The sequence below is a fragment of the Pseudomonas azerbaijanorientalis genome (assembly GCF_019139795.1).
Lineage (GTDB): Bacteria > Pseudomonadota > Gammaproteobacteria > Pseudomonadales > Pseudomonadaceae > Aquipseudomonas > Aquipseudomonas laurylsulfatiphila.
On record NZ_CP077078.1, the window covers coordinates 2,169,181 to 2,188,550 of the forward strand.

General features: G+C 58.6%; 16 protein-coding genes and 1 pseudogene. 9 read left to right on the forward strand and 8 right to left on the reverse strand.

Translation table 11 applies throughout. The features are described 5' to 3' along the window. Window positions 1–42 precede the first annotated feature (42 nt). The 4 genes from KSS91_RS09405 to KSS91_RS09420 are packed head-to-tail and all read left to right on the forward strand — an operon-like array spanning window position 43 to window position 4,671. Window positions 43–1,158, forward strand: a complete 1,116-nt coding sequence (locus KSS91_RS09405; RefSeq protein WP_302470001.1) for a polysaccharide biosynthesis/export family protein — start codon at window positions 43–45, stop codon at window positions 1,156–1,158. Between the two features lie 14 nt (window positions 1,159–1,172). Beyond that, complete coding sequence (locus KSS91_RS09410) at window positions 1,173–1,838, forward strand: YjbF family lipoprotein (RefSeq protein ID WP_217837710.1); 666 nt, start codon at window positions 1,173–1,175, stop codon at window positions 1,836–1,838. Continuing rightward, entirely contained in the window at window positions 1,835–2,596 is a 762-nt protein-coding gene (locus KSS91_RS09415) for a capsule biosynthesis GfcC family protein (RefSeq protein ID WP_217837711.1), read from the forward strand. Before KSS91_RS09410 ends, KSS91_RS09415 begins: the two co-directional genes overlap by 4 nt. Then, window positions 2,593–4,671 (forward strand): YjbH domain-containing protein, encoded by a 2,079-nt coding sequence (locus KSS91_RS09420; RefSeq protein ID WP_217837712.1) that lies wholly within the window; start codon window positions 2,593–2,595, stop codon window positions 4,669–4,671. The genes KSS91_RS09415 and KSS91_RS09420 overlap by 4 nt, the downstream gene beginning before the upstream one ends. Window positions 4,672–4,875: 204 nt before the next feature. Here the strand turns inward: KSS91_RS09420 and KSS91_RS09425 are convergent, their stop codons facing one another. The 3 genes from KSS91_RS09425 to KSS91_RS09435 form a co-directional block, all read right to left on the reverse strand. Further along, window positions 4,876–6,270 carry an undecaprenyl-phosphate glucose phosphotransferase gene (locus KSS91_RS09425; protein ID WP_217837713.1) on the reverse strand — a complete coding sequence of 465 codons (1,395 nt, stop codon included), beginning with the start codon at window positions 6,268–6,270 and terminating at the stop codon, window positions 4,876–4,878. Window positions 6,271–6,661: 391 nt separating this feature from the next. After that, window positions 6,662–7,321 (reverse strand): winged helix-turn-helix domain-containing protein, encoded by a 660-nt coding sequence (locus KSS91_RS09430; RefSeq protein ID WP_217837714.1) that lies wholly within the window; start codon window positions 7,319–7,321, stop codon window positions 6,662–6,664. A 296-nt stretch (window positions 7,322–7,617) separates the two neighbouring features. After that, window positions 7,618–8,358 carry a winged helix-turn-helix domain-containing protein gene (locus tag KSS91_RS09435; protein ID WP_217837715.1) on the reverse strand — a complete coding sequence of 247 codons (741 nt, stop codon included), beginning with the start codon at window positions 8,356–8,358 and terminating at the stop codon, window positions 7,618–7,620. Window positions 8,359–8,913: 555 nt separating this feature from the next. Here KSS91_RS09435 and KSS91_RS09440 point away from each other — a divergent pair. Next, window positions 8,914–9,747 carry an undecaprenyl-diphosphate phosphatase gene (locus KSS91_RS09440; RefSeq protein ID WP_217837716.1) on the forward strand — a complete coding sequence of 278 codons (834 nt, stop codon included), beginning with the start codon at window positions 8,914–8,916 and terminating at the stop codon, window positions 9,745–9,747. A gap of 54 nt (window positions 9,748–9,801) precedes the next feature. Here KSS91_RS09440 and dusA read toward each other — a convergent pair whose 3' ends face one another. Next, complete coding sequence (dusA, locus tag KSS91_RS09445; protein ID WP_217837717.1) at window positions 9,802–10,797, reverse strand: tRNA dihydrouridine(20/20a) synthase DusA; 996 nt, start codon at window positions 10,795–10,797, stop codon at window positions 9,802–9,804. A 430-nt stretch (window positions 10,798–11,227) separates the two neighbouring features. Between dusA and KSS91_RS09450 the strand changes: the two genes are divergently transcribed. From KSS91_RS09450 to KSS91_RS09460, 4 genes and pseudogenes are all read left to right on the forward strand, one after another. After that, a complete protein-coding gene (locus KSS91_RS09450; RefSeq protein WP_217837718.1) occupies window positions 11,228–11,578 on the forward strand; it encodes a DUF6124 family protein in 351 nt (116 codons plus the stop codon). Window positions 11,579–11,682: 104 nt separating this feature from the next. After that, a pseudogene (locus KSS91_RS28730) lies at window positions 11,683–11,790 on the forward strand (lysis protein); the annotation flags it as partial. 270 nt (window positions 11,791–12,060) lie between these two features. Continuing rightward, entirely contained in the window at window positions 12,061–15,678 is a 3,618-nt protein-coding gene (locus KSS91_RS28570) for a beta strand repeat-containing protein (RefSeq protein WP_217837719.1), read from the forward strand. A gap of 172 nt (window positions 15,679–15,850) precedes the next feature. Next, window positions 15,851–16,072 (forward strand): hypothetical protein, encoded by a 222-nt coding sequence (locus tag KSS91_RS09460; RefSeq protein WP_217837720.1) that lies wholly within the window; start codon window positions 15,851–15,853, stop codon window positions 16,070–16,072. A gap of 153 nt (window positions 16,073–16,225) precedes the next feature. Here KSS91_RS09460 and KSS91_RS09465 read toward each other — a convergent pair whose 3' ends face one another. From KSS91_RS09465 to KSS91_RS09480, 4 genes are all read right to left on the reverse strand, one after another. After that, entirely contained in the window at window positions 16,226–17,011 is a 786-nt protein-coding gene (locus KSS91_RS09465; protein ID WP_217837721.1) for a transporter substrate-binding domain-containing protein, read from the reverse strand. A gap of 92 nt (window positions 17,012–17,103) precedes the next feature. Continuing rightward, window positions 17,104–18,027, reverse strand: a complete 924-nt coding sequence (copD, locus tag KSS91_RS09470; RefSeq protein WP_217837722.1) for a copper homeostasis membrane protein CopD — start codon at window positions 18,025–18,027, stop codon at window positions 17,104–17,106. Between the two features lie 3 nt (window positions 18,028–18,030). After that, on the reverse strand, window positions 18,031–18,414 hold the full coding sequence (gene copC / locus KSS91_RS09475; RefSeq protein WP_015095927.1) for a copper homeostasis periplasmic binding protein CopC: 384 nt from the start codon (window positions 18,412–18,414) through the stop codon (window positions 18,031–18,033). A 52-nt stretch (window positions 18,415–18,466) separates the two neighbouring features. Further along, window positions 18,467–19,369 (reverse strand): copper resistance protein B, encoded by a 903-nt coding sequence (locus KSS91_RS09480; protein ID WP_217837723.1) that lies wholly within the window; start codon window positions 19,367–19,369, stop codon window positions 18,467–18,469. Window position 19,370 lies beyond the last annotated feature (1 nt).

Consider the following 19,370-nt stretch of genomic DNA (forward strand, 5'->3'; position numbering starts at 1 on the left):
GACTTTGTTTTTAGATTCGCCCTTGAATAGCGTAGTGCCATTATGACTCGTAGTTTTTCTCTTTTAATGTTGGCAAGCATCGCTTTACAAGGTTGCATGTTTTCCCCCGGCCAATACCTGAGCACCAGTGATATCACGCGTCAGGGCGCCAGTGAGAGCAGCCGGGTCGAGCTCATTCCGATCACACCCAAGCTCATCTCCATGAACAGGGCCACGCAAAAGCGTGAGTCCGTGCCGGCGGAGTTGCTGGCGGCGCCGGCCGAGTACCGCATCGGCAGCAACGATGTCCTGTACATCACGGTCTGGGATCACCCGGAGTTGACGGCGCCCTCCGGCGCGCAACAGCAGATTGACGCCAACGGTCGCCTGGTGCGGGCCGATGGCACGCTCTACTACCCGTTTATCAAAGAGGTCCAGGCGGCCGGTAAAACCGTCCAGCAACTGCGGGCGGACATCGAAGCCAGGCTGTCGGCCTTCATCGCGGAGCCGCAAGTGGATGTCGCCGTGTTGCGCTTTTCCAGCCAGAAAGTCGTGGTGACGGGCGCCGTTTCGAAGGCCGGTCCACAACCGATTTCCACCAACCCGCTCAGTGTGGTCGAGGCCCTCGGTTCGGCCGGTATCGATACGGCGAGCGCCGACTTGTCCGGTCTGTTGCTGACGCGAAACGGGCGGGTCTATACGCTCAATCTCGACACGCTCAATCAGTCGGATTCCGAGTTGCAGAACGTCTACCTCAAGGGTGGAGACCAGTTGTACCTGCCATACAACGACAAAAAGCGCATCTACGTCATGGGTGAGGTCAACCAGCCGCGTGCACTGAGCTTCAAGACCGCCACCATGAACCTGTCCGATGTGCTGGGCTCGGTCGGCGGATTGAGTCAGACCACCTCCAACGGTAATGCCGTGTACGTGATCAGGGGGGTTGAAAACCTCGATCTGGAGCCGGCGAAGGTCTACCAGTTGCAAGCCGAATCACCCACCGCCATGGCGCTGGCCACGCACTTTGAAGTACGTCCCCAGGACGTCGTCTATGTAGGTCCTGCCAACGTGACTCGCTGGAATCGCTTCATCAGCCAGTTGGTGCCGTCGGCATCGATTGTCGGTACGGGCGCTTCCGCGGCGAAGAACATGAGTGAAGTCAGCAACAACAGCAATTAAGGCCGGGTCCGATCGTGAGAACGTTGAAAGTTGGCGTCTGCTTGATAGCGGCCTTGATGTTGTGTGGCTGTAACCCGCTGATGGTCGCTTCGTTGACCAACCTCAAATCGGCGGTGTCAGGGCCGGATGAGCTGGACGTGACAGCGGCCCAGGTGGCGGATGTCCGCTATCCCCAGCTCAAGCTGACCACACCGTCCGGTTCCGGCGTGCTGGCACTGGTGCGTGAGCGCGACGACCTGCAGTTCTGGGTCGCGTCCGGCAAACAGGTTCTGCTCATGCGCGATGGCCTGGCGGTGCGCAGCATCGGCCTGGGCCTGGGCGGCGATCTGGACGGGACGCGCCTTGCCGACGTCTCGCCCTTCAAGCAAGGCCTTCATCAAGTGCCCGATGGCTACACCAGCCAGCGCTGGATCGATCTCTACCAGGGCCAGGAAGTCGGGGTGACCTTGAACAGTCGTTTCTCGCGCAAATCCATGGAAACCCTGGAAATCCTCAACAAGGAATACGCCGTGCTACGGGTCGATGAGCAGATTGACGCGCCGGCCATCGGCCTGCGTGCGACCAATCGTTACTGGGTCGATCCCGTTGACGGTTTCATTGTGCAGAGTGAGCAGCAACTGACCTCGCAACTGCGGGTCAAGATCGTGCAACTGACCCCTGACCGCAGGCATGCCCGGTGAAGCGGGTCAGGGCTCTATCGGCGTGCCTGCTGTTGATCGCCAGCGTCAGCCATGCAGCGGTCACTGTCACCGGTGACGTGGCCAACCCGGGGCCGGTCGACCTGCCGGCGGGCGGGCGGTTGCTGGATGTGATCAACGTGGCCCAGCCCAATGCCGAAAGTTACTGGTTGGCGGGCGTATTGCTTCGTCAGTCCCTGCTCGAGCAACAGACCCGGCTCAAGGCCGGGGTGCTGTTCGATCTGGACGTGTTGCAGCGCATGGCCGTGCTTTTCGACAGGCCGAGCCGGGCTGCCCTGGCGGTGCGATTGGCCGGGCAAGTCCGGCGCATGCCGGTCACCGGGCGCCAGGTGGCCGTTCTGGACCCGGTCGCCGTGGAAGTCGGGTTTGCCCGCAACATCCGCCTGGACGACGGCGATCGCCTCATCTACCCGTTGCGGGTCGACGAAGTCGAGGTGCTCGGCGCTGTCGCCGAGTCGTGCAGGTTGACCTATCAACCACTGCAGGAGGCCCGCGATTACCTGCAGGGTTGCACGCCGCTGGTCGATGCGGACGCCGATTACCTGTGGTTGATCCAGCCCAACGGCGTCACCCGGCGCGTCGGCATTGCGCACTGGAATCGCGAGAGCGGGCAGATACCTGTCGCCGGCAGCAGGATTCTGGTCCCGGTCAAAACCGATGACCTTGATCCGCCTGTCACTGAACTGAATCAGCAGTTGGCCGAATTTATTGCCACGCAGCTGGCTGAGGTGGTTCGTTGAATTTACGTTTTGCAGCCGTATTGTTATTGCCGTGTGGTCTGGCTTATGCAGAACCACGCATTACCCAGAATGATTTCGGTGGCGCGGGCTTGTTGCAAACGCCGACGGCGCGGATGGCGCCGGCCGGTGAGTTGAGCCTGAATGCCAACCGCACCGACCCCTACAGTCGCTACAGCGTTTCACTTCAGCCGCTTGAGTGGCTGGAAGGTTCGTTTCGCTACACCGCGATCACCAACCGTCCCTATGGCCCCGAATCGTTGAGCGGCAACCAGAGCTATAAGGACAAGGCGGTCGACCTCAAGGCCCGCCTGTGGGAAGAAACCCATTGGGCGCCCGAGGTGGCCTTGGGTTTCCGGGACATCGGTGGTACAGGCCTGTTCTCCAGTGAGTTCGTGGTGGCCAACAAGCGCTACGATAATTTTGATTTCAGCGCCGGCATTGCCTGGGGCTACCTGGGCAACCGCGGCGACTTCGAAAACCCGCTGGGCTATATCGACGATCGCTTCAAGACCCGGCCCGACAGCGAAGGCACCGGTGATGTCAACACCGGTGCCTATTTTCGCGGCAAGCCTTCATTGTTCGGCGGCGTGAGCTACCAGACGCCCTGGGATCGACTCAGCCTGAAACTCGAATACGAAGGCAACGATTACAAGCACGAGCCGAAGGACAACCAGATCAAGCAGGATTCGCCGATCAACCTTGGCGCGGTGTTCAAGCTGACTGACTCGATCGACGTCAGCGCGGCCTGGGAGCGCGGCAACACGGCGATGTTCGGCGTCACCTTTCACACCAACTTCGCCAGCCGCAAGGCACCGGCCAAGACATTCGACCCGCCGGCTGAACCCTTGCCGGCGAAGGCGCCGAGCACCGGGATGGATCAGGTCAACTGGGCCGATGTGTCCCGGCGCCTGCAGCAAAATGCCGGGTACAAGGTCGAGCGCATCAGTCAGCGCGATTCCGAATTGATCGTGTATGGCGAGCAGCAGCGTTACTTCCATTCGGCCAAGGCCGTAGGCCGCGCGAGCCGGATTCTGGACAACAGCGTCAACGACGATATCGACTGGTTCACCGTGGTGAACAAGCGCTACGGCCTGCCGCTTGAAGAAACCAGCGTGCCTCGGCAAACCTTCCGCGAGGTGATCAACAACGAGGAGCCTCTGCAATCGCTGCACCGCACCACCGAGGTCAATCCGGCGATGCCGCACAACGAGAAAACCCTCTACACCGAAGCGATGCAGCCGTTCTCCTATGGCGTCGGGCTGGGCTTCAAGCAGAACGTGGGTGGCCCTGATGGCTTGCTCTATCAGTTCAGCGCCGACGCGGACGCCGAGTACCGCTTCAACCGAAACACCTGGTGGAGTGGCTTGCTCAGTGCCAACCTGATCAACAACTTCGACAAGTTCACCTATGACGCACCCAGCGGCTTGCCCCGCGTGCGCACGGACTTGCGCCAGTACATGACCACGTCCGATGTCACCATGCCGTTGTTCCAGTTCAGCCATGCCGAGCAATTGGACAAGGACCTGTATGGCATGGTGTACGGTGGCTACCTGGAGTCGATGTTTGCCGGCGTCGGGGGCGAGGTGCTGTTCCGTCCGACCGGCGAGCGCTGGTCGGTGGGCGCGGACCTGAACTACGTCCGCCAGCGGGAGTTCGACCAAGGGTTTGGCTTGCGTGATTATTCCGTGGTGACCGGCCACATCACCGGCTACACCGACTTGCCCTACGATACGCTGGCAGCCGTTAGCGTCGGGCGCTACCTGGCGGGTGACTGGGGCGGCACCCTGGATATCTCGCGGGAGTTTTCCAACGGCGTACGGTTTGGCGCCTGGGCAACGATCACCACCGCCACCGGCGCTGAATACGGCGAAGGTAGTTTCGACAAAGGCATCTACCTGTCCATTCCGTTCGACGAACTGATGAGTATGTCGACCATGCGCCGCGCCAACCTCGTCTGGTCGCCACTGACCCGGGACGGCGGTGCACGGCTCAATCGCAGCTACCAGTTGCACTCCATGACCGACAGTCGTGACGACGACATGTTCTACCGCAACTTCGAGAAGATCACCGAGTAACCTGTGGGAGCGAGCTTGCTCGCGAAGGCGTCGGCATATCCAGCATTGATGTTGGCTGACCCGACGCTTTCGCGGGCAAGCCACGCTCCCACAGGGAGATATTGGTGGACCGGAGATTCGGGTAGCCGCCCAACTCCCGAATCACAGCCACAAAAAAGGGGACTTGCGTCCCCTTGCGATGTTGCCTGGTGCAGCCCTAGAACATCAGTAGATGTCTTTCGACAACAAGGTGAACGGCGTCTTCACCAGAATCTTCAGGTCCAGCCACAACGACCAGTTGTTGATGTACTTGAGGTCGATCTCGACACGCTTCTGCATCTTGTCGATGGTGTCCGTCTCGCCGCGGCAACCATTGATTTGCGCCAGGCCCGTAATGCCCGGTTTGATTCGATGGCGGGCCATGTAGGCGAGAATTTTCCCGGAGTAGTAGTTGTTGTGCGCGATGGCGTGAGGGCGCGGGCCGACCAGTGCCATGTGTCCTTGCAGCACGTTGAACAGTTGCGGTAACTCGTCCAGCGACGTGCGACGGATAAAGCGTCCGACGGCGGTGATGCGCGAGTCGTTACGGCTGGCCTGCTTGACCTCATGATCGTCGTGCACCCGCATGGAGCGGAACTTCCACACCTGGATCACTTTGCCATTCCAGCCATGCCGGTCCTGCTTGAAGAACACCGGGCCGGGCGAATTGAGTTTTACGGCCAGTGCAATGAGCAGCAACACCGGGCTCAGCAGGATAATGGCCAGCAGGGCCACGCTTTTTTCCGCCAGGCTTTTACTCAGCGCCGCAGTGGGCCGACTGGTCAGCGGACTTTCGTTCAGGTAGATCGCCGGCAAGCCGTCCACGACTTTCACCGAGTGATTGAGCAGCGTCAGGCTATTCAAGTCCGGCACCCAGACCACGTCAACGTTGGCATCCAGCAAATCGACGTACATGGCTTCGATTTGTGCCGCTTCCGAGAGGGGCAGCGTGATGTACAAACGACGGATGTCATGGGTCTTGATCAGATCCAGCAGGTCTTCCTGGGCGCCGACGATGCGGGGTGCGCCGGGTTCCAGGGACGCAAGGGCGCCGTTGCTGACCAGGCCCACCAATGGCAGGTTCTCGAGGTCGCTCAGCTTGTTCGCCAATCCCAGTGCCAGTTCACCGGTGCCGACGATCAGGGTTTTATGCTCGCTTTTACGTGACCGCTGGTAGAACTTCGAGAACGCATGCAGCGGCGCATACAGCAATGCCTGTCCAAGGAAACCGTACACCGCCCAACCCAGGATGACTTGGCGGGAAAACAGCTCATCGGCCTTGCAGATAAACGCGATGCAGGCCAGCGCCGCCATCGTCATGGACCAGCCCATGAACAGGCGTCCCAGCCCTGACAGATAATTGTCTCTTTTGCGGTACACACCGCTGAACGTATAAGCCGGAACCGAGGCCAGGACGGCGAGCGTTGCGCACATTCGGTAATAGAACTCGACCGATCCGGTGTGCCGTTCAGCAAGTATGAACAACAGAGAAACTACAAAGCCCTGTGCCAGTGCCCATTGTCCCCAAAAGGTAAGTCCCTTGAGGCCAGTGTTTCGATTGATACTAAGAGTAAGATCCATACAATATCCCCAAAAGACGTCCATTCAGGTTTCGACAGTTGAAATCCGAGTTGTTAAGCAGACTTGTTATTGTTGTTGGAGCGAGTGTCCTGAGGTAACAACGTCGATATGCCGAACTGTCGTCAGTCAATAGACTAAGTTATTGGCGAAGATACTGTCTGACGAGTTCTAACAAGATGGCAAAGTGCCAACTATCAGGATTTTAGAAAAAGTCGAGCGTTAGAAAAGGTCGAAGGGAAGTGGGTGAATAATTAGAGTGGTCTTTGGTATTGTAGGAGGGGTGGGGATAAGAGGGTTGTGCCAGCGCGGAGGTTGAAACCAAACAGAGTGCTTTTTTTATTGTTGTAATCGCACTGTTTCTGTTTGTTTTAATTGCTAAAGGTTGGGGTGTTTACGCCACGACTTCCTGGATCAGGCAATAGCCGCGATTTCTGACTGCGCGAAACAGGCGCTCACCGTTACTGGCCAATTTGAATTTGTCTTGCAGCCGACTCAGGCACATTTCCAGGCCGCGATATTGCTCCGGCTCCCTGCCGATGCTGAGGATCAGTTCGTCGCGACTGACGACACGCTCTTCATGGTGCAACATTTTCTTTACCAGCGCGGCTTCCAATCCGGTCAGGCTGATTTCGACGCCCTCTTTTGCCAATACGCTTTGATCCTTGTCGAGTTGCCAGGCTTCGCTGTAAGGAGTGTCGCCCTCGATTGTTCGCGAGATATCGTTGGCTGCCCCGGCAGTTGCCGGCATGCTGTGGAATGGATTCGTCGATTGCGCTGCCAGCCATTCGGATTCCAGGGTGGCCAATAGTCGCTGTGTGTCGTGTTCGATACTGCGCGCAACGTTTTTCCTTGAAACGTTGGGGTAGCTGAACTCCATCAGCACGGGAGCGGAAGAGGGCGAAGCAACACCTTCAACAAACATTTGTGCCTGGGAGGTGCCAAACGAGTTGAAGCGCTCACTGGACAGGATGGTCTCAAGTTCACGCTGCGACGTAGTGCTGTGGGTCACGACGACAAAGTATTTCCTTGGGAGGGTTGTACTAGTTTCCATGTCTCTCTCCTGAAGTACACACCAAATTTGGCGAAAAGATGATCGGCAGGGGAGTAAAGACTCCCTCGGAAGTAATCGAAAGGCAGGGTCTGGGCCCAAATTTGGCCCTCGATAGGTTCCACTCGATCTACAGCTACAGAATAAACTCTTATTGTTATGGTCCGATGTTGCCTCGGTGATGGAATCGATAGGTGCCGTCAGTATGAAATACAAAAAAAACGATGAAGTCGAGACCTTTGTATCGTTGAGGAAAATCGCCTGTTGAATTGATATTAAAACGCCAGCCACGCTGTGTGTCAGGGAGTCGAGATCAGCCCCCTCATCAACCGGTACCCATGCCCCCGGATGCTCTGGATGGCGTTTGTGCCATACATGTCCTTGATTTTTCCACGAAGGCGACTGATTGATTTTTCCAGCGCCCTGGGGTCATAAAAGTTGGTGTTGAGCCCCATGATGTTGGCGATTTCATCGTGGCTTAGTATGTGGTTACTGGTTTGCGCAAAGGCTTCCAGAATCTTCATTTCTGCAAAGGAAATGTCCAGCTTCTTGCTGGTGCCCAGTAGACAGATACGGGTGGGGTCCAATATCAAATTGATATCTCTTTGCCATTCTTCACTGTTGAAGAACTCGGCGAGCAACTCGGAGCTTTCATCGGAAAGGGTATTGAACTTGATGCAGTAGTCGGCCCCCGCAAGATAATACTTGATCTTGTTGTAGCTGCCTCGGCCCGTGATCACCGCGCAAATGATGGGTTTCAAGTTGCTGGTGCGCAGGTTTTCCACTAGCGCGAGGCTTTCCTCGAGGGCCTGGGGGCTGTCGATGATGATGAAGATGGCGCGGTACGAACCAGAGCGTTCATTCTTCTTGAATGAACTAGTGTAGGAATTGGCATCTAGTGCCATATCGGTCCGCACATGCCTTGCGACTAGCGCTCTAAAATGTTCAGCCACGCCACGGGTACGACCCAGAGTGAGAACTCCGGGTTCATCGTTAGTCGGGCGCTGGCTTCTAGTCGCTAAGTTCCCTGTAAGCATCATGCATTGACTCGAATAGGTGCTGACATCGGGATGTTAAAGCACCGGTTCTCATCTGTGACTGACAATTGGTAACATTTACGCCAATTTTAGACGTGGCTCTCGAGTTTTCTAACAATAGTTAAGCTTTTCAAGCTTTTAGTTGATTTTCTCGGCAGGCTGAACTAGTGAAATATCGTCCTTAGATGGTGGCAATATGGAATTGTGCCACTATTTTGAAACGATGGCGATTTGTTTTTATGTCCTTTTGCCACTGTTTGGCCCACTACGTGCCACTATTCAGGCCAAGGTGATGAATCCAGTAAGAACCCAAATACTGTGAGAGCGATCACACTTTATTGAGTGGCGAGACTTTTTTCTACTAATTACCTAAATATTTTCCGGGCTGTTCGTACCCGGACGATTATTAACATGGCTTGAGTGTGTCTTTTGATAAGACATATTCTCCCTCGCTACATCAGGTAATGGGTGTGGATGTCTCGATTGTTTTGCTTGAGCTACTCAATATCTGAGTACAGTTGACGGATCGTTCCCAAAGAACGGTCTGACGGAGGATTGATGGATTTCTGGACCCTTTTCAAAGTGGTGGTACTGGGCGCGGTAGAGGGCCTGACCGAGTTCTTGCCCATCTCCAGTACGGGCCACCAGATTATTGTTGCGGACTTACTGGAGTTTGGCGGTGAACGCGCCATGGCGTTCAATATCATTATTCAGCTGGGCGCCATTCTTGCCGTTGTCTGGGAGTTTCGCCGCAAGATTTCAGAGATCGTCAAAGGACTGCCGACCCAACGCAATGCACAGCGCTTCACGCTGAACTTGCTGATCGGCTTTCTTCCGGCCGTCGTTCTGGGTGTCTTGTTCGCCGACCAGATTCATCACTACCTGTTCAACCCGATTACCGTGGCAGTTGCATTGGTCGTGGGCGGCATTGTCATGTTGTGGGCGGAGCAGAGGGACCACGTGGTGCACGTCGACCATGTCGACGACATGCGCTGGCCGGATGCGCTGAAGGTAGGCTTCGCGCAATGCCTGGCGATGATACCGGGCACTTCCCGTTCCGGATCGACCATTATCGGCGGGTTGCTGTTTGGCCTGTCGCGCAAGGCAGCCACCGAGTACTCGTTCTTCCTGGCGATGCCCACCATGGTCGGTGCGGCGGTGTATTCAGGCTACAAGTACCGGGAGCTGTTCCAGGCCGGCGACCTGGCGGTTTTCGCCCTGGGCTTCGTCACAGCGTTCTTTTTCGCCATGATCGCCGTACGCGGCTTGCTCAAGTTCATTGCGAACCACAGCTATGCCGCCTTCGCGTGGTACCGGATTGTTTTCGGATTGTTGATCCTGGCGACCTGGGTATTCGGTTGGGTGAACTGGACGGCAGCGGCCGCCAGCTGACAGGCGAACCAGGCGGATCAAACCGCCTGGCTTAATGGCGAGAACAACCGCGCATCAACGCCCTTCAAGCAACCCGGCCGCTTGATCCAGCAAGGCCAGGGGCTCCTTGGCCTTGTGGATATCCACCGACAACAATTGCCGAAACTTGCGCGCCCCCGGGAACCCGGTGCCCAGCCCCAACACATGCCGCGTGATGTGGTGCATCGAACCGCCGGCATCGATGTGTGCCGCGATATACGGCCGCAACTGCGCCAGCGCTTCGGCACGCGTGATCACCGGCGCCGTACTGCCGAACAGCTGCTGATCCACCTCGGCCATCAAATAAGGGTTGTGATACGCCTCGCGGCCCAGCATCACGCCGTCGAACGTCTGCAAGTGCTCGTGGCAGGCCTCCAGCGACTTGATGCCACCGTTGAGAATGATCTCAAGTTCAGGAAAATCCGCCTTCAACCGCGCCGCCACGTCATAACGCAGGGGCGGAACGTCACGGTTCTCCTTCGGCGACAACCCCTCCAGAATCGCAATCCGCGCATGCACGGTAAAACTGGTGCACCCGGCATCCCGCACCGTGCCGACGAAATCACACAACTCCTCGTAACTGTCCCGGCCATTGATCCCGATACGGTGCTTGACCGTCACCGGAATCGACACCGCATCCCGCATCGCCTTCACACAATCGGCCACCAACTGCGGATGCCCCATCAGGCACGCGCCGATCATATTGTTCTGCACCCGATCACTCGGGCAGCCGACATTCAGGTTCACCTCGTCGTAACCATGCTCCTGCGCCATGCGCGCACACGCCGCCAGGTCCAGCGGCACACTGCCGCCAAGCTGCAGGGCCAACGGATGCTCGGCCTCGTTGTGACGCAGGAAACGCTCGTGATCGCCATTGAGCAAGGCACCGGTGGTGACCATTTCGGTGTAGAGCAGGGCGTTTTTCGACAGCAGGCGCAGGAAGAAGCGGCAGTGGCGGTCGGTCCAGTCCATCATAGGTGCGACGGAGAAACGGCGGGAGAGCGGGGCGGGTGAAGCGTTGGCTGCGGACATTGGCAATCTGGAATCGGTGAGGCTGGGAGGAGGGGGAGTTTATCAGGAATGGGATGACGGGGCTCAGGAGTCCGAATACCGGCAATCAGGTCTGTTTAATTCAGCGCGAAAATGTCGGAGATTTCCCGCAACACACGTCCCCATCGCCCACATTGCACTGCCTCAGCCACCCGGATAGCCTTTTTGAGTCGCTGCAAATTCAGCGACAAGGGTGTGGAAGCCCTTCAGAAGATCTAGGCGCACAGGCGCCACCTGAATTTAGGCAGGCGCTTTTTTCATGTCTGCTGTTAAATTATGGCGGCTGTGCGCGGGGCATCTTCGGGTGCGCCGGGTTCCTAGATCCCCGGTCTTCCACACCTGCGCACAGCTGCCACCCATCATGTGGAAGTGATGCTGGCAGTTCCTTCATTCAATTCTAGGAACGACAACAATGAAAAAAATCACGCCTGATCCTCCTGTTGCTTCAGCAGCTTGCGACTCACTTGATCTCGACCAGCTATCCGAAGCCAGCCATCGCATCGTCAGTAAACGCCTGCGCAACCCCAATCACGCCGACCCCGTCTGCCACGTCTTTACCATCCTTCCCGACGTCGACACCGAAACCTTGCTGTGCCACGCCTGCGAAACCCTCGCGTCGCTGAACGTCCTGACAACCGATCTGGCCTGCAAGCTCGAAGGCTCGCCACGCAGTCTGGCGCTGTCGATTCAGCAGTTGGCGGTGGTGGGGGAGTTGTTGGTGAATCGGGCGTTGGATAATGTTGATCCGGTTGGTGGGGTGTGAAGACCAGTCGAGCAAGAGCGTTGGTAGAGGAGCCTGGATTTTACGGTGTTAGCTAGCGCTATCGAGGCTGGCGCCGTAGTTCATGTCACAAGTGCCCAATTTGACCGGCGCATGCTCGGCGAATTATCGGCATCTCTGATGCAGGCCACCATGGACTGATCGCCTTGGTGGCCTGTCAGGCCTACGCCAAAGAAGTCTTAACACCGAAGTGAAAAGAGCGACCGGTCTGGATGCGTCGCAAACGGAAACGACGTTACCTTGCAACTTGCGCGACCGCCTCACCGGTGTTCGTTTCCATACAGTTTTAAACATCGAACCAATCAAATCACCAGTTGGCTCAAACACTCCTTTCAACGACCCCTTCCCCCAACCCCCCATAAATCGGATCCATACCCGACAGACGAGCTAGCGTTTTGATGGCACCCATCTATCCTCAAACTCTCAAATCTCCCCGACTCGTCATCCCGCAGAAGGTGTATGCCATGCCAAATTTTGGTGAAACTCTGATCAACACCACGACTGCAGGGGACCAGGGAGATCCCAATATCTACGGGTTGATCGATGGTGGTTTTGTCATTGCCTGGCAAGGCAATGGTGTGGGTGACGCCACCGGCCTCTTTACCCAGCGCTATAACGCCAGCGGTGCCAAGGTGGGGGGCGAGACGCTGGTCAATACCACGCTGGCGGGCGAGCAGAGTCAGCCTTCGGTGGTCGGGTTGCTTAACGGCGGTTACGTTGTGACCTGGTCCGGCCTCAATACCGGGGGGCTACAGTGCCTCTTTACCCAACAGTACAGTGCCAGCGGGGCAAAGGTCGGTGGCGAAACTGTGGTCAATACAACCACGGCAGGTTTGCGCGATTCCCCTGAAATTACCGCCCTGGCCGACGGTGGTTATGTGGTGACATGGGGGGCAGAGGAGACCGCTGGCGACTTCGGGTCTTTTCTGCAGCGCTTCAATGCCAGCGGGGTCAAGGTCGGTGGGGAAGTTCACATCAACACTACCACTGCGGGGCCTCAGGATTTTCCACAGATTTTTGGTGTTCCCGACGGTGGTTACCTGGCGGTGTGGGAGGGGAGTGGCCCGGGAGATGACTACGGCATCTTCACCCAGCGCTTTAACTCGGCTGGCGCCAAGGTCGGTGTGGAAACCCTGGTCAACACACCCTCTGTGGATATCCAGTCCGAGCATATGGTCGCTGTGCAGGCCAACGGCAATTACCTGCTCGTCTGGGAGTCTTACCCTGATACTGTTACCGGAGTGGAACAAAGAGACGTATTTTCCCAGCTCTATAACTCCGCCGGTGGCAAGATTGGCCCGCAGACCCGGGTCAACACCACGACCACTGGTGCTCAGGGAGAGGCTCACGTCTCGGTAATGTTCGATGGTGGTTACCTGGTCACTTGGGTGGGCAATGGCCCGGGTGATGTCGATGGCGTTTTCACCCAGCGTATTAATGCCAGTGGCGCTCTGATCGGTGCGGAGACCCGTGTCAACACGACGGTAGCGGGCGATCAGATCATCACGCGGGTGACTACGCTGACTGATGGCGGTTATGTGGTGGTGTGGGAGTCCATCGGCCAGGATGGCGCAGGTTCAGGCACTTACTTCCAGCGTTTCGATGCCAGCGGCAACAAGCTGACCGGCCTGGCGGGCGATGCTGCGGCCAACGTGCTGACCTGGGCGGGTGTCGGCAGCGTAGTCATCGATGCCGGGGCGGGTAACGACACCCTCACGGGCGGCAGTGCAAACGACCATCTCAACGGCGATGCCGGCAACGACACGCTCAACGGTGGTGCCGGCATAGACAGGATGACTGGCGGCGACGGCTCCGACATCTACTTCGTTGATAACCTGTTCGATGTCGTCAGCGAAACCAATGCCGTTGCGGCTACCGGTGGCATCGATACGGTCAACAGTACCCTGGCGAACCACGTCCTCGGCGCCAACGTGGAAAACCTGCGCCTGCTGGCAACCACGGCCGCCAACGGTACCGGCAATGCATTGAACAACACGCTGTTTGCCGGTGCCGGCAACAACATTCTCAATGGCGGCGACGGGGTCGATACCGCGTCCTACGCCTTTGCCACCAGTGCGGTGACGGTCAGCCTGGCCCTGACGACCGCGCAGGCCACCGGTGGCTCGGGCAGCGATACGCTGCTGGCCTTCGAAAACCTGACCGGCAGTAACTTCAACGACACCCTGACCGGCAATGCCGGTGCCAACACCCTCAGTGGCGGCGCGGGCAATGACACCCTCAATGGCGGTGCCGGTGCAGACACTCTGGTTGGGGGCGACGGTTCGGACTCTTACGTTGTCGATAACGTCGGTGATGTGGTCAGTGAAACCAATGCCGTCGCGGCTACCGGTGGCACGGATACGGTCAGTAGCACCCTGGCCGGCTATACCCTGGGCGCCAACGTGGAAAACCTGCGCCTGCTGGCAACCACGGCTGCCAACGGTACCGGCAATGCATTGAACAACACGCTGTTTGCCGGGGCCGGTAACAACATTCTCAATGGCGGCGATGGGGTCGATACCGCTTCCTATGCCTTTGCCGCCAGTGCGGTGATTGCCAGTCTGGCTGTCACCACCGCCCAGGCCACGGGCGGCTCGGGCAGCGATACGCTGCTGGCCTTCGAAAACCTGGCGGGCAGTAATTTCAACGACACCCTGACCGGCAATGCCGGTGCCAACACCCTCAGTGGCGGCGCGGGCAATGATGGGCTCAATGGCGGCGCCGGCAATGACACCCTCGATGGGGGTGCCGGCGTCGACACACTGGTGGGTGGCGACGGTTCGGACTCTTATGTTGTCGATAACGTCGGTGATGTGGTCAGTGAAACCAATGCGGTCGCCGCCACTGGCGGCACGGACTCTGTCTACAGCTCCCTGGCGGGTTATGCCCTGGGCGCCAACGTGGAAAATCTGCGCTTGTTGGCAACCACGGCCGCCAACGGTACCGGCAATGCATTGAACAACACGCTGTTTGCCGGTGCCGGTAACAACATCCTCAATGGCGGCGACGGGGTCGATACCGCGTCCTATGCCTTTGCCGCCAGTGCGGTGGTCGCCAGTCTGGCTGTCACCACCGCCCAGGCCACGGGCGGCTCGGGCAGCGATACGCTGCTGGCCTTCGAAAACCTGGCGGGCAGTAATTTCAACGACACCCTGACCGGCAATGCCGGTGCCAACACCCTCAGTGGCGGCGCGGGCAATGATGGGCTCAATGGCGGCGCCGGCAATGACACCCTCGATGGGGGTGCCGGCGTCGACACACTGGTGGGTGGCGACGGTTCGGACATTTACATTGTCGATAACGTGGGTGACGTGGTCAGTGAAACCAATGCGGTCGCCGCCACCGGTGGCACGGATTCTGTCTACAGCTCCCTGGCGGGTTATACCCTGGGCGCCAACGTGGAAAACCTGCGCCTGTTGGCAACCACGGCCGCCAACGGTACCGGCAATGCATTGAACAACACGCTGTTTGCCGGGGCCGGCAACAACATTCTCAATGGCGGCAATGGTGTCGATACCGCGTCCTTTGCCTTTGCTGCCAGTGCGGTGACTGTCAATCTGGCCCTGACGACCGTTCAGTCAACCGGTGGTTCAGGCAGCGATACGCTGCTGGCTTTCGAAAACCTGAGCGGCAGTAACTTCAACGACACCCTGACCGGCAATACGGCTGCCAATACCCTCAACGGGGGCGCGGGCAATGATGTGCTCAATGGCGGCGCGGGTAACGACCTGCTGACAGGCGGGGCGGGTGTTGACCGGCTCAATGGCAATCTCGGAGCCGATCGCTTCGACTTCGATGCCTTGAGCGAAATGGGCCTGGGCACCTTGCGGGATGTGATTGGGGATTTCAAAACCAGTGAAGGCGACAAAATCGACCTGTCGACCCTGGACGCCAACGTGGCCACCGCGGTCAATGATGCTTTCAGTTTTATCGGGGCGAACGCCTTCAGCAGTAACGCGACGGGGCAGCTGCGCTTCGCTGGCGGCATCCTGTCCGGCAGCACCGATGCCGACACGGCTGCGGAGTTCGAGATTTCCCTGATTGGTGTTGCGACACTCGCTAGCGCAGACATCATTGCCTGATGGTGTGTCGCTGGGGCTCTATGCCTGTGTGCCTGGCAAGATATCGCCCGGTGCACAGGGTTCCTGAACCGACGCTGTCGCTGCGCATTGTTTCATGATGCCCGGCACAGACGAGGCATAGGATGACCGCCAAAGGTCATGTCCCCACGCCTCAACCCACAGGAATAAAAAAATGATCGCAAACCTGGTCAAGGTCTCGCTAATCGCAGGTGCCGTGCTATTGAGCGCCTGTTCGGGTGTGAGTACTCATCGTGATTATTCGGCCGACTCGGTGCAGCCAGCCGGCTTTGGTCCGGGACCCACCCACAGTAACGCCAACCAGATGAATTTCCATGGCAGTGCGCTGGGCAATAGCTTCGGCGAGTATGGTGCGGGGTTGTTGCACCGCGATTGACCGATGACGCAAAACGGTGGAGTGATTTCCACCGTTTTGCTATCCGGGGGCTTTTGGAGCCGCCGTACTGATCAAAAAAAGCGAAACGTTCCTGCCATTTCGGGCTGGCATTGTAGGTTTGCAATTCATCCGTGCTGCTCATTGTCCATGCCGTTATTTGCCCTCAGGCACCGCCAGCCACTGCCGTCGAATCTTCTGATAGATGCCCGTTGCCTTGGCCAGGTGCAGCCACTGATCGACGTACAGCTTCCAGGTAATGTCGTCACGGGGCAGCAGGTAGGCTTTTTCGCCGTATTGCATGTAGTGCGTCGGGTTGACGGCGCACAGGCCCGGTTTGAGCTTCTGCTGATACAGCGCCTCCGACGCATCGGTGATCATCACGTCAGCCTTTTTATCCAGCAGTTCCTGGAAGATGCTCAGGTTATCGCGCAGCTGCAATTGCGCCTGGGGCAGGTAGGCGTGGACGAACGCTTCGTTGGTGCCGCCGGCGGGTTCGACCAGGCGAACCGAGGGCCGGTTGATCTGTTCGACAGTCTGGTACAGCGCCTGGTCTTCGCAACGCACCAGCGGGATTTTGCCGTCGACGTCCAGGATGTTGCTGAAGTAGGCTTTTTTCTGCCGTTCCAGGGTGACCGAAATGCCGCCCATGGCGATGTCGCACTTGCTGGCGAGCATGTCGGGCATCAAGGTTTTCCAGGTGGTGGGCACCCACTCGACCTTGACGCCCAGGCTGTCGGCCAGGGCGTGGGCCATGGCGATGTCGATGCCGGAATACGCGCCGTCCTCGGCTTTAAGGGTGTAGGGCTTGTAGTCGCCGGTGGTGCAAACGCGCAGTTGTCCCCGTTGCATGACGCTGTCCAGATGCGAAGGTTCTGCCTGGACGCCAAGGGTGAATGCGAGCAAGCCGCCGAGCATCATTGCTCTTTTGATTTTCGTCATTGTTATCGGGCTTTTGTGCTGGAGTGGTTTTGAAAGGGGAGTGTAGTGAAACTTTCACCGGTGTGAAAAATCAACGCCCCCCTGTAGATGGCTCATTCCATTTCCGGGCTCAACGTCCCCAACCACGCCACCAAGCCCACGATCAAAACCGCCGCGGCCATTTCCGCTGCCACACTGCGCCGAAGTACATGGGCTGCCACGCGATACTGGCCCTCCCGCAATGACCGCTGCAGCAAGGGGCCAAGATGAAAACGGTTCAGCGCCGCCAAAGCCAGCATCCCGGCAAACAGCAGCACTTTGATCGCCAGCAGAATTCCGTAATGGCTGAGTAAAACCTCATCGAGTCTCGGCCCGACGATGAACAGGTAGTTCACCACGCCCGTCACGGTGATGATCACGACGATCAGCGCACCGACAAGCTCGAATCGGCTGACGGCGTGAGCCAGCAAACGAATGCGTGCTTCGGTTTGCAGGATCCGGGGTTGCGCCATCAACGCAAACGCGAGCAACGCGCCGAGCCACGCGCCCGCTACCAGCAGGTGCAGGATGTCTGTGGTGAAGTGCCAGTAACGACGGCTGCCTTCGTCCATGGCGCCATGCCCGCTCCAGGCAAGGCTGGCGAGGGCGATGCCGCCGGCAGTGCTGGCGATCACCAGGCTGAGACCGGGGGCGCGTGGGTTGAGCATCACCGCCAGGCCTGCGACCGCCAACGCAATCATCCGCACGGCCCAGGCCATCCCGACGTCTGTCTCGAACAGCATCATCTCGAGGTGAGGGCGTAGCTCGGCAACGTCTGACTCGCCGCTCATGGCGCGGACCATCAGCACCATGCCGACGATGGACAGCAGCGCACCGAGCCCGGCAGTTCCCGTCAGCAATCGGCGAAAGGGCAGCACCGTCCCGGATCGCCGTTCCTGTCCTTTGAAGCTGTAGAGCCCGAACAGCGCCACGCCAAACAACAGCATCAAATCCACATACAACACAAACCGCAGAACGACGTTGGCCGAGTCGCTCATCGATCATTTCACTTTGAACGTGACGCTGCCGGTGATCGGGTGGGTATCCGACGACACCGCGCGCCATTCGACCTTGTAGGTGCCGGCAACCAGAGGGGCTGTCGGGGTAATGAGCATGGTTTTCGGATCACTGCCGCCGCTGACCTTGGCCTTGACCGGCATCGGGGCGTGGGCCATGCCGGCCATTTCGGTCATCAGCAGTTTTGCGCCGGAAAACTGGGTGACAAGGTTTTCGGAGAAGTGCAGTTCGATCTTGTCGGGCGGCGCACCTTCTGCACCTTCCACAGGGGTGGAGGCGAGCAGTTTGGGGTGCGCTTGAGCGAGGGTGCTCATGAGCAGACCGCTGAGTAACGCGATAACGACGGCGGTGGGTTTGATGAGGCGCATGCAAGGTCCTTTACCGCTCGAAGCGGTTGTTGTTGGTTTTGGGTGAGTCTGTTCAGAACCACATCCGAACACCGAGCACGAGGCGGGCTTCGCTGCGATCCTCGCCTTCGTCGTTGGCGTAGTCGGCGGTGTTGCCGTAGGTGCGGTTCCAGGTCACGCCGAGGTAAGGCGCGAATTCCCGGCGGATTTCGTAGCGCAGGCGCAGGCCGGCTTCGGTGTTGGACAGCCCCGCGCCGATGCCCCGTTGCGGATCGTTTTTGCCGTAGGCGTTGAGTTCGACGGTCGGCTGCAGGATCAGCCGGTTGGTCAGCAGAATGTCGTAGTCGCCTTCCAGCCGCACGGCGCTCTGGCCGCCTTCGCCGATGAAGGCCGTGGCTTGGGCCTCGAAGTTGTACAGCGCCATGCCTTGCACGCCGAAGGCGGCCCAGGTTTGCGGGGCGCCGGGTTTGAAGTCCTGGCGCACGCCGCTGACGACGTCCCACCACGGGGAAATGGCGTGGCCCCACAGGGCCTGGATTTCCGCGTCCTCGGTCACGCCGTTGGTGCGCTCGCCTTCGGAGCGCAGCCACAGGCGATCGATGTCGCCGCCGACCCAGCCGGACAAATCCCAGGCCAGGGTGCTGCCGTCATCGGCGTCCTGCCATTCCAGTTTGTCGGCGAGGAAAAACGAATTGAGTGTGTTGTCGTGCACATGGTGGCCGGCGGGATCGACATACACCGCCGCGCGATCGGCATCGGTCAGCACCGGGATCGGCGTACGGCTTTCGCTGGGGGCGGCGGGCTGCATCTGGCCCTCGTCCATGCTTTGCATCTGACTGTGGTCCATCTGGCTATGATCCATGCCTTGCATCTGGCTGTGGTCCATCTGGCTGTGATCCATGCCTTGCATGCCGTCGCTGGCGGCCATCGCCGTCGAGGTCACGAGTGCGAGAAAAACCGGGGTGAATCGAATCATG

What these genes read in the sequence shown, in the direction of transcription:
- KSS91_RS09430 (WP_217837714.1), bottom strand. Translation starts at nt 7,321, where the DNA reads ATGGAAACTAGTACAACCCTCCCAAGGAAATACTTTGTCGTCGTGACC.
- KSS91_RS09440 (WP_217837716.1), top strand. Translation starts at nt 8,914, where the DNA reads ATGGATTTCTGGACCCTTTTCAAAGTGGTGGTACTGGGCGCGGTAGAG.
- KSS91_RS09405 (WP_302470001.1), top strand. Translation starts at nt 43, where the DNA reads ATGACTCGTAGTTTTTCTCTTTTAATGTTGGCAAGCATCGCTTTACAA.
- KSS91_RS09465 (WP_217837721.1), bottom strand. Translation starts at nt 17,011, where the DNA reads ATGACGAAAATCAAAAGAGCAATGATGCTCGGCGGCTTGCTCGCATTC.
- KSS91_RS09480 (WP_217837723.1), bottom strand. Translation starts at nt 19,369, where the DNA reads ATGATTCGATTCACCCCGGTTTTTCTCGCACTCGTGACCTCGACGGCG.
- dusA (WP_217837717.1), bottom strand. Translation starts at nt 10,797, where the DNA reads ATGTCCGCAGCCAACGCTTCACCCGCCCCGCTCTCCCGCCGTTTCTCC.
- KSS91_RS09425 (WP_217837713.1), bottom strand. Translation starts at nt 6,270, where the DNA reads ATGGATCTTACTCTTAGTATCAATCGAAACACTGGCCTCAAGGGACTT.
- copC (WP_015095927.1), bottom strand. Translation starts at nt 18,414, where the DNA reads ATGCGCCTCATCAAACCCACCGCCGTCGTTATCGCGTTACTCAGCGGT.
- KSS91_RS28570 (WP_217837719.1), top strand. Translation starts at nt 12,061, where the DNA reads ATGCCAAATTTTGGTGAAACTCTGATCAACACCACGACTGCAGGGGAC.
- KSS91_RS09435 (WP_217837715.1), bottom strand. Translation starts at nt 8,358, where the DNA reads ATGATGCTTACAGGGAACTTAGCGACTAGAAGCCAGCGCCCGACTAAC.
- KSS91_RS09450 (WP_217837718.1), top strand. Translation starts at nt 11,228, where the DNA reads ATGAAAAAAATCACGCCTGATCCTCCTGTTGCTTCAGCAGCTTGCGAC.
- KSS91_RS09460 (WP_217837720.1), top strand. Translation starts at nt 15,851, where the DNA reads ATGATCGCAAACCTGGTCAAGGTCTCGCTAATCGCAGGTGCCGTGCTA.
- copD (WP_217837722.1), bottom strand. Translation starts at nt 18,027, where the DNA reads ATGAGCGACTCGGCCAACGTCGTTCTGCGGTTTGTGTTGTATGTGGAT.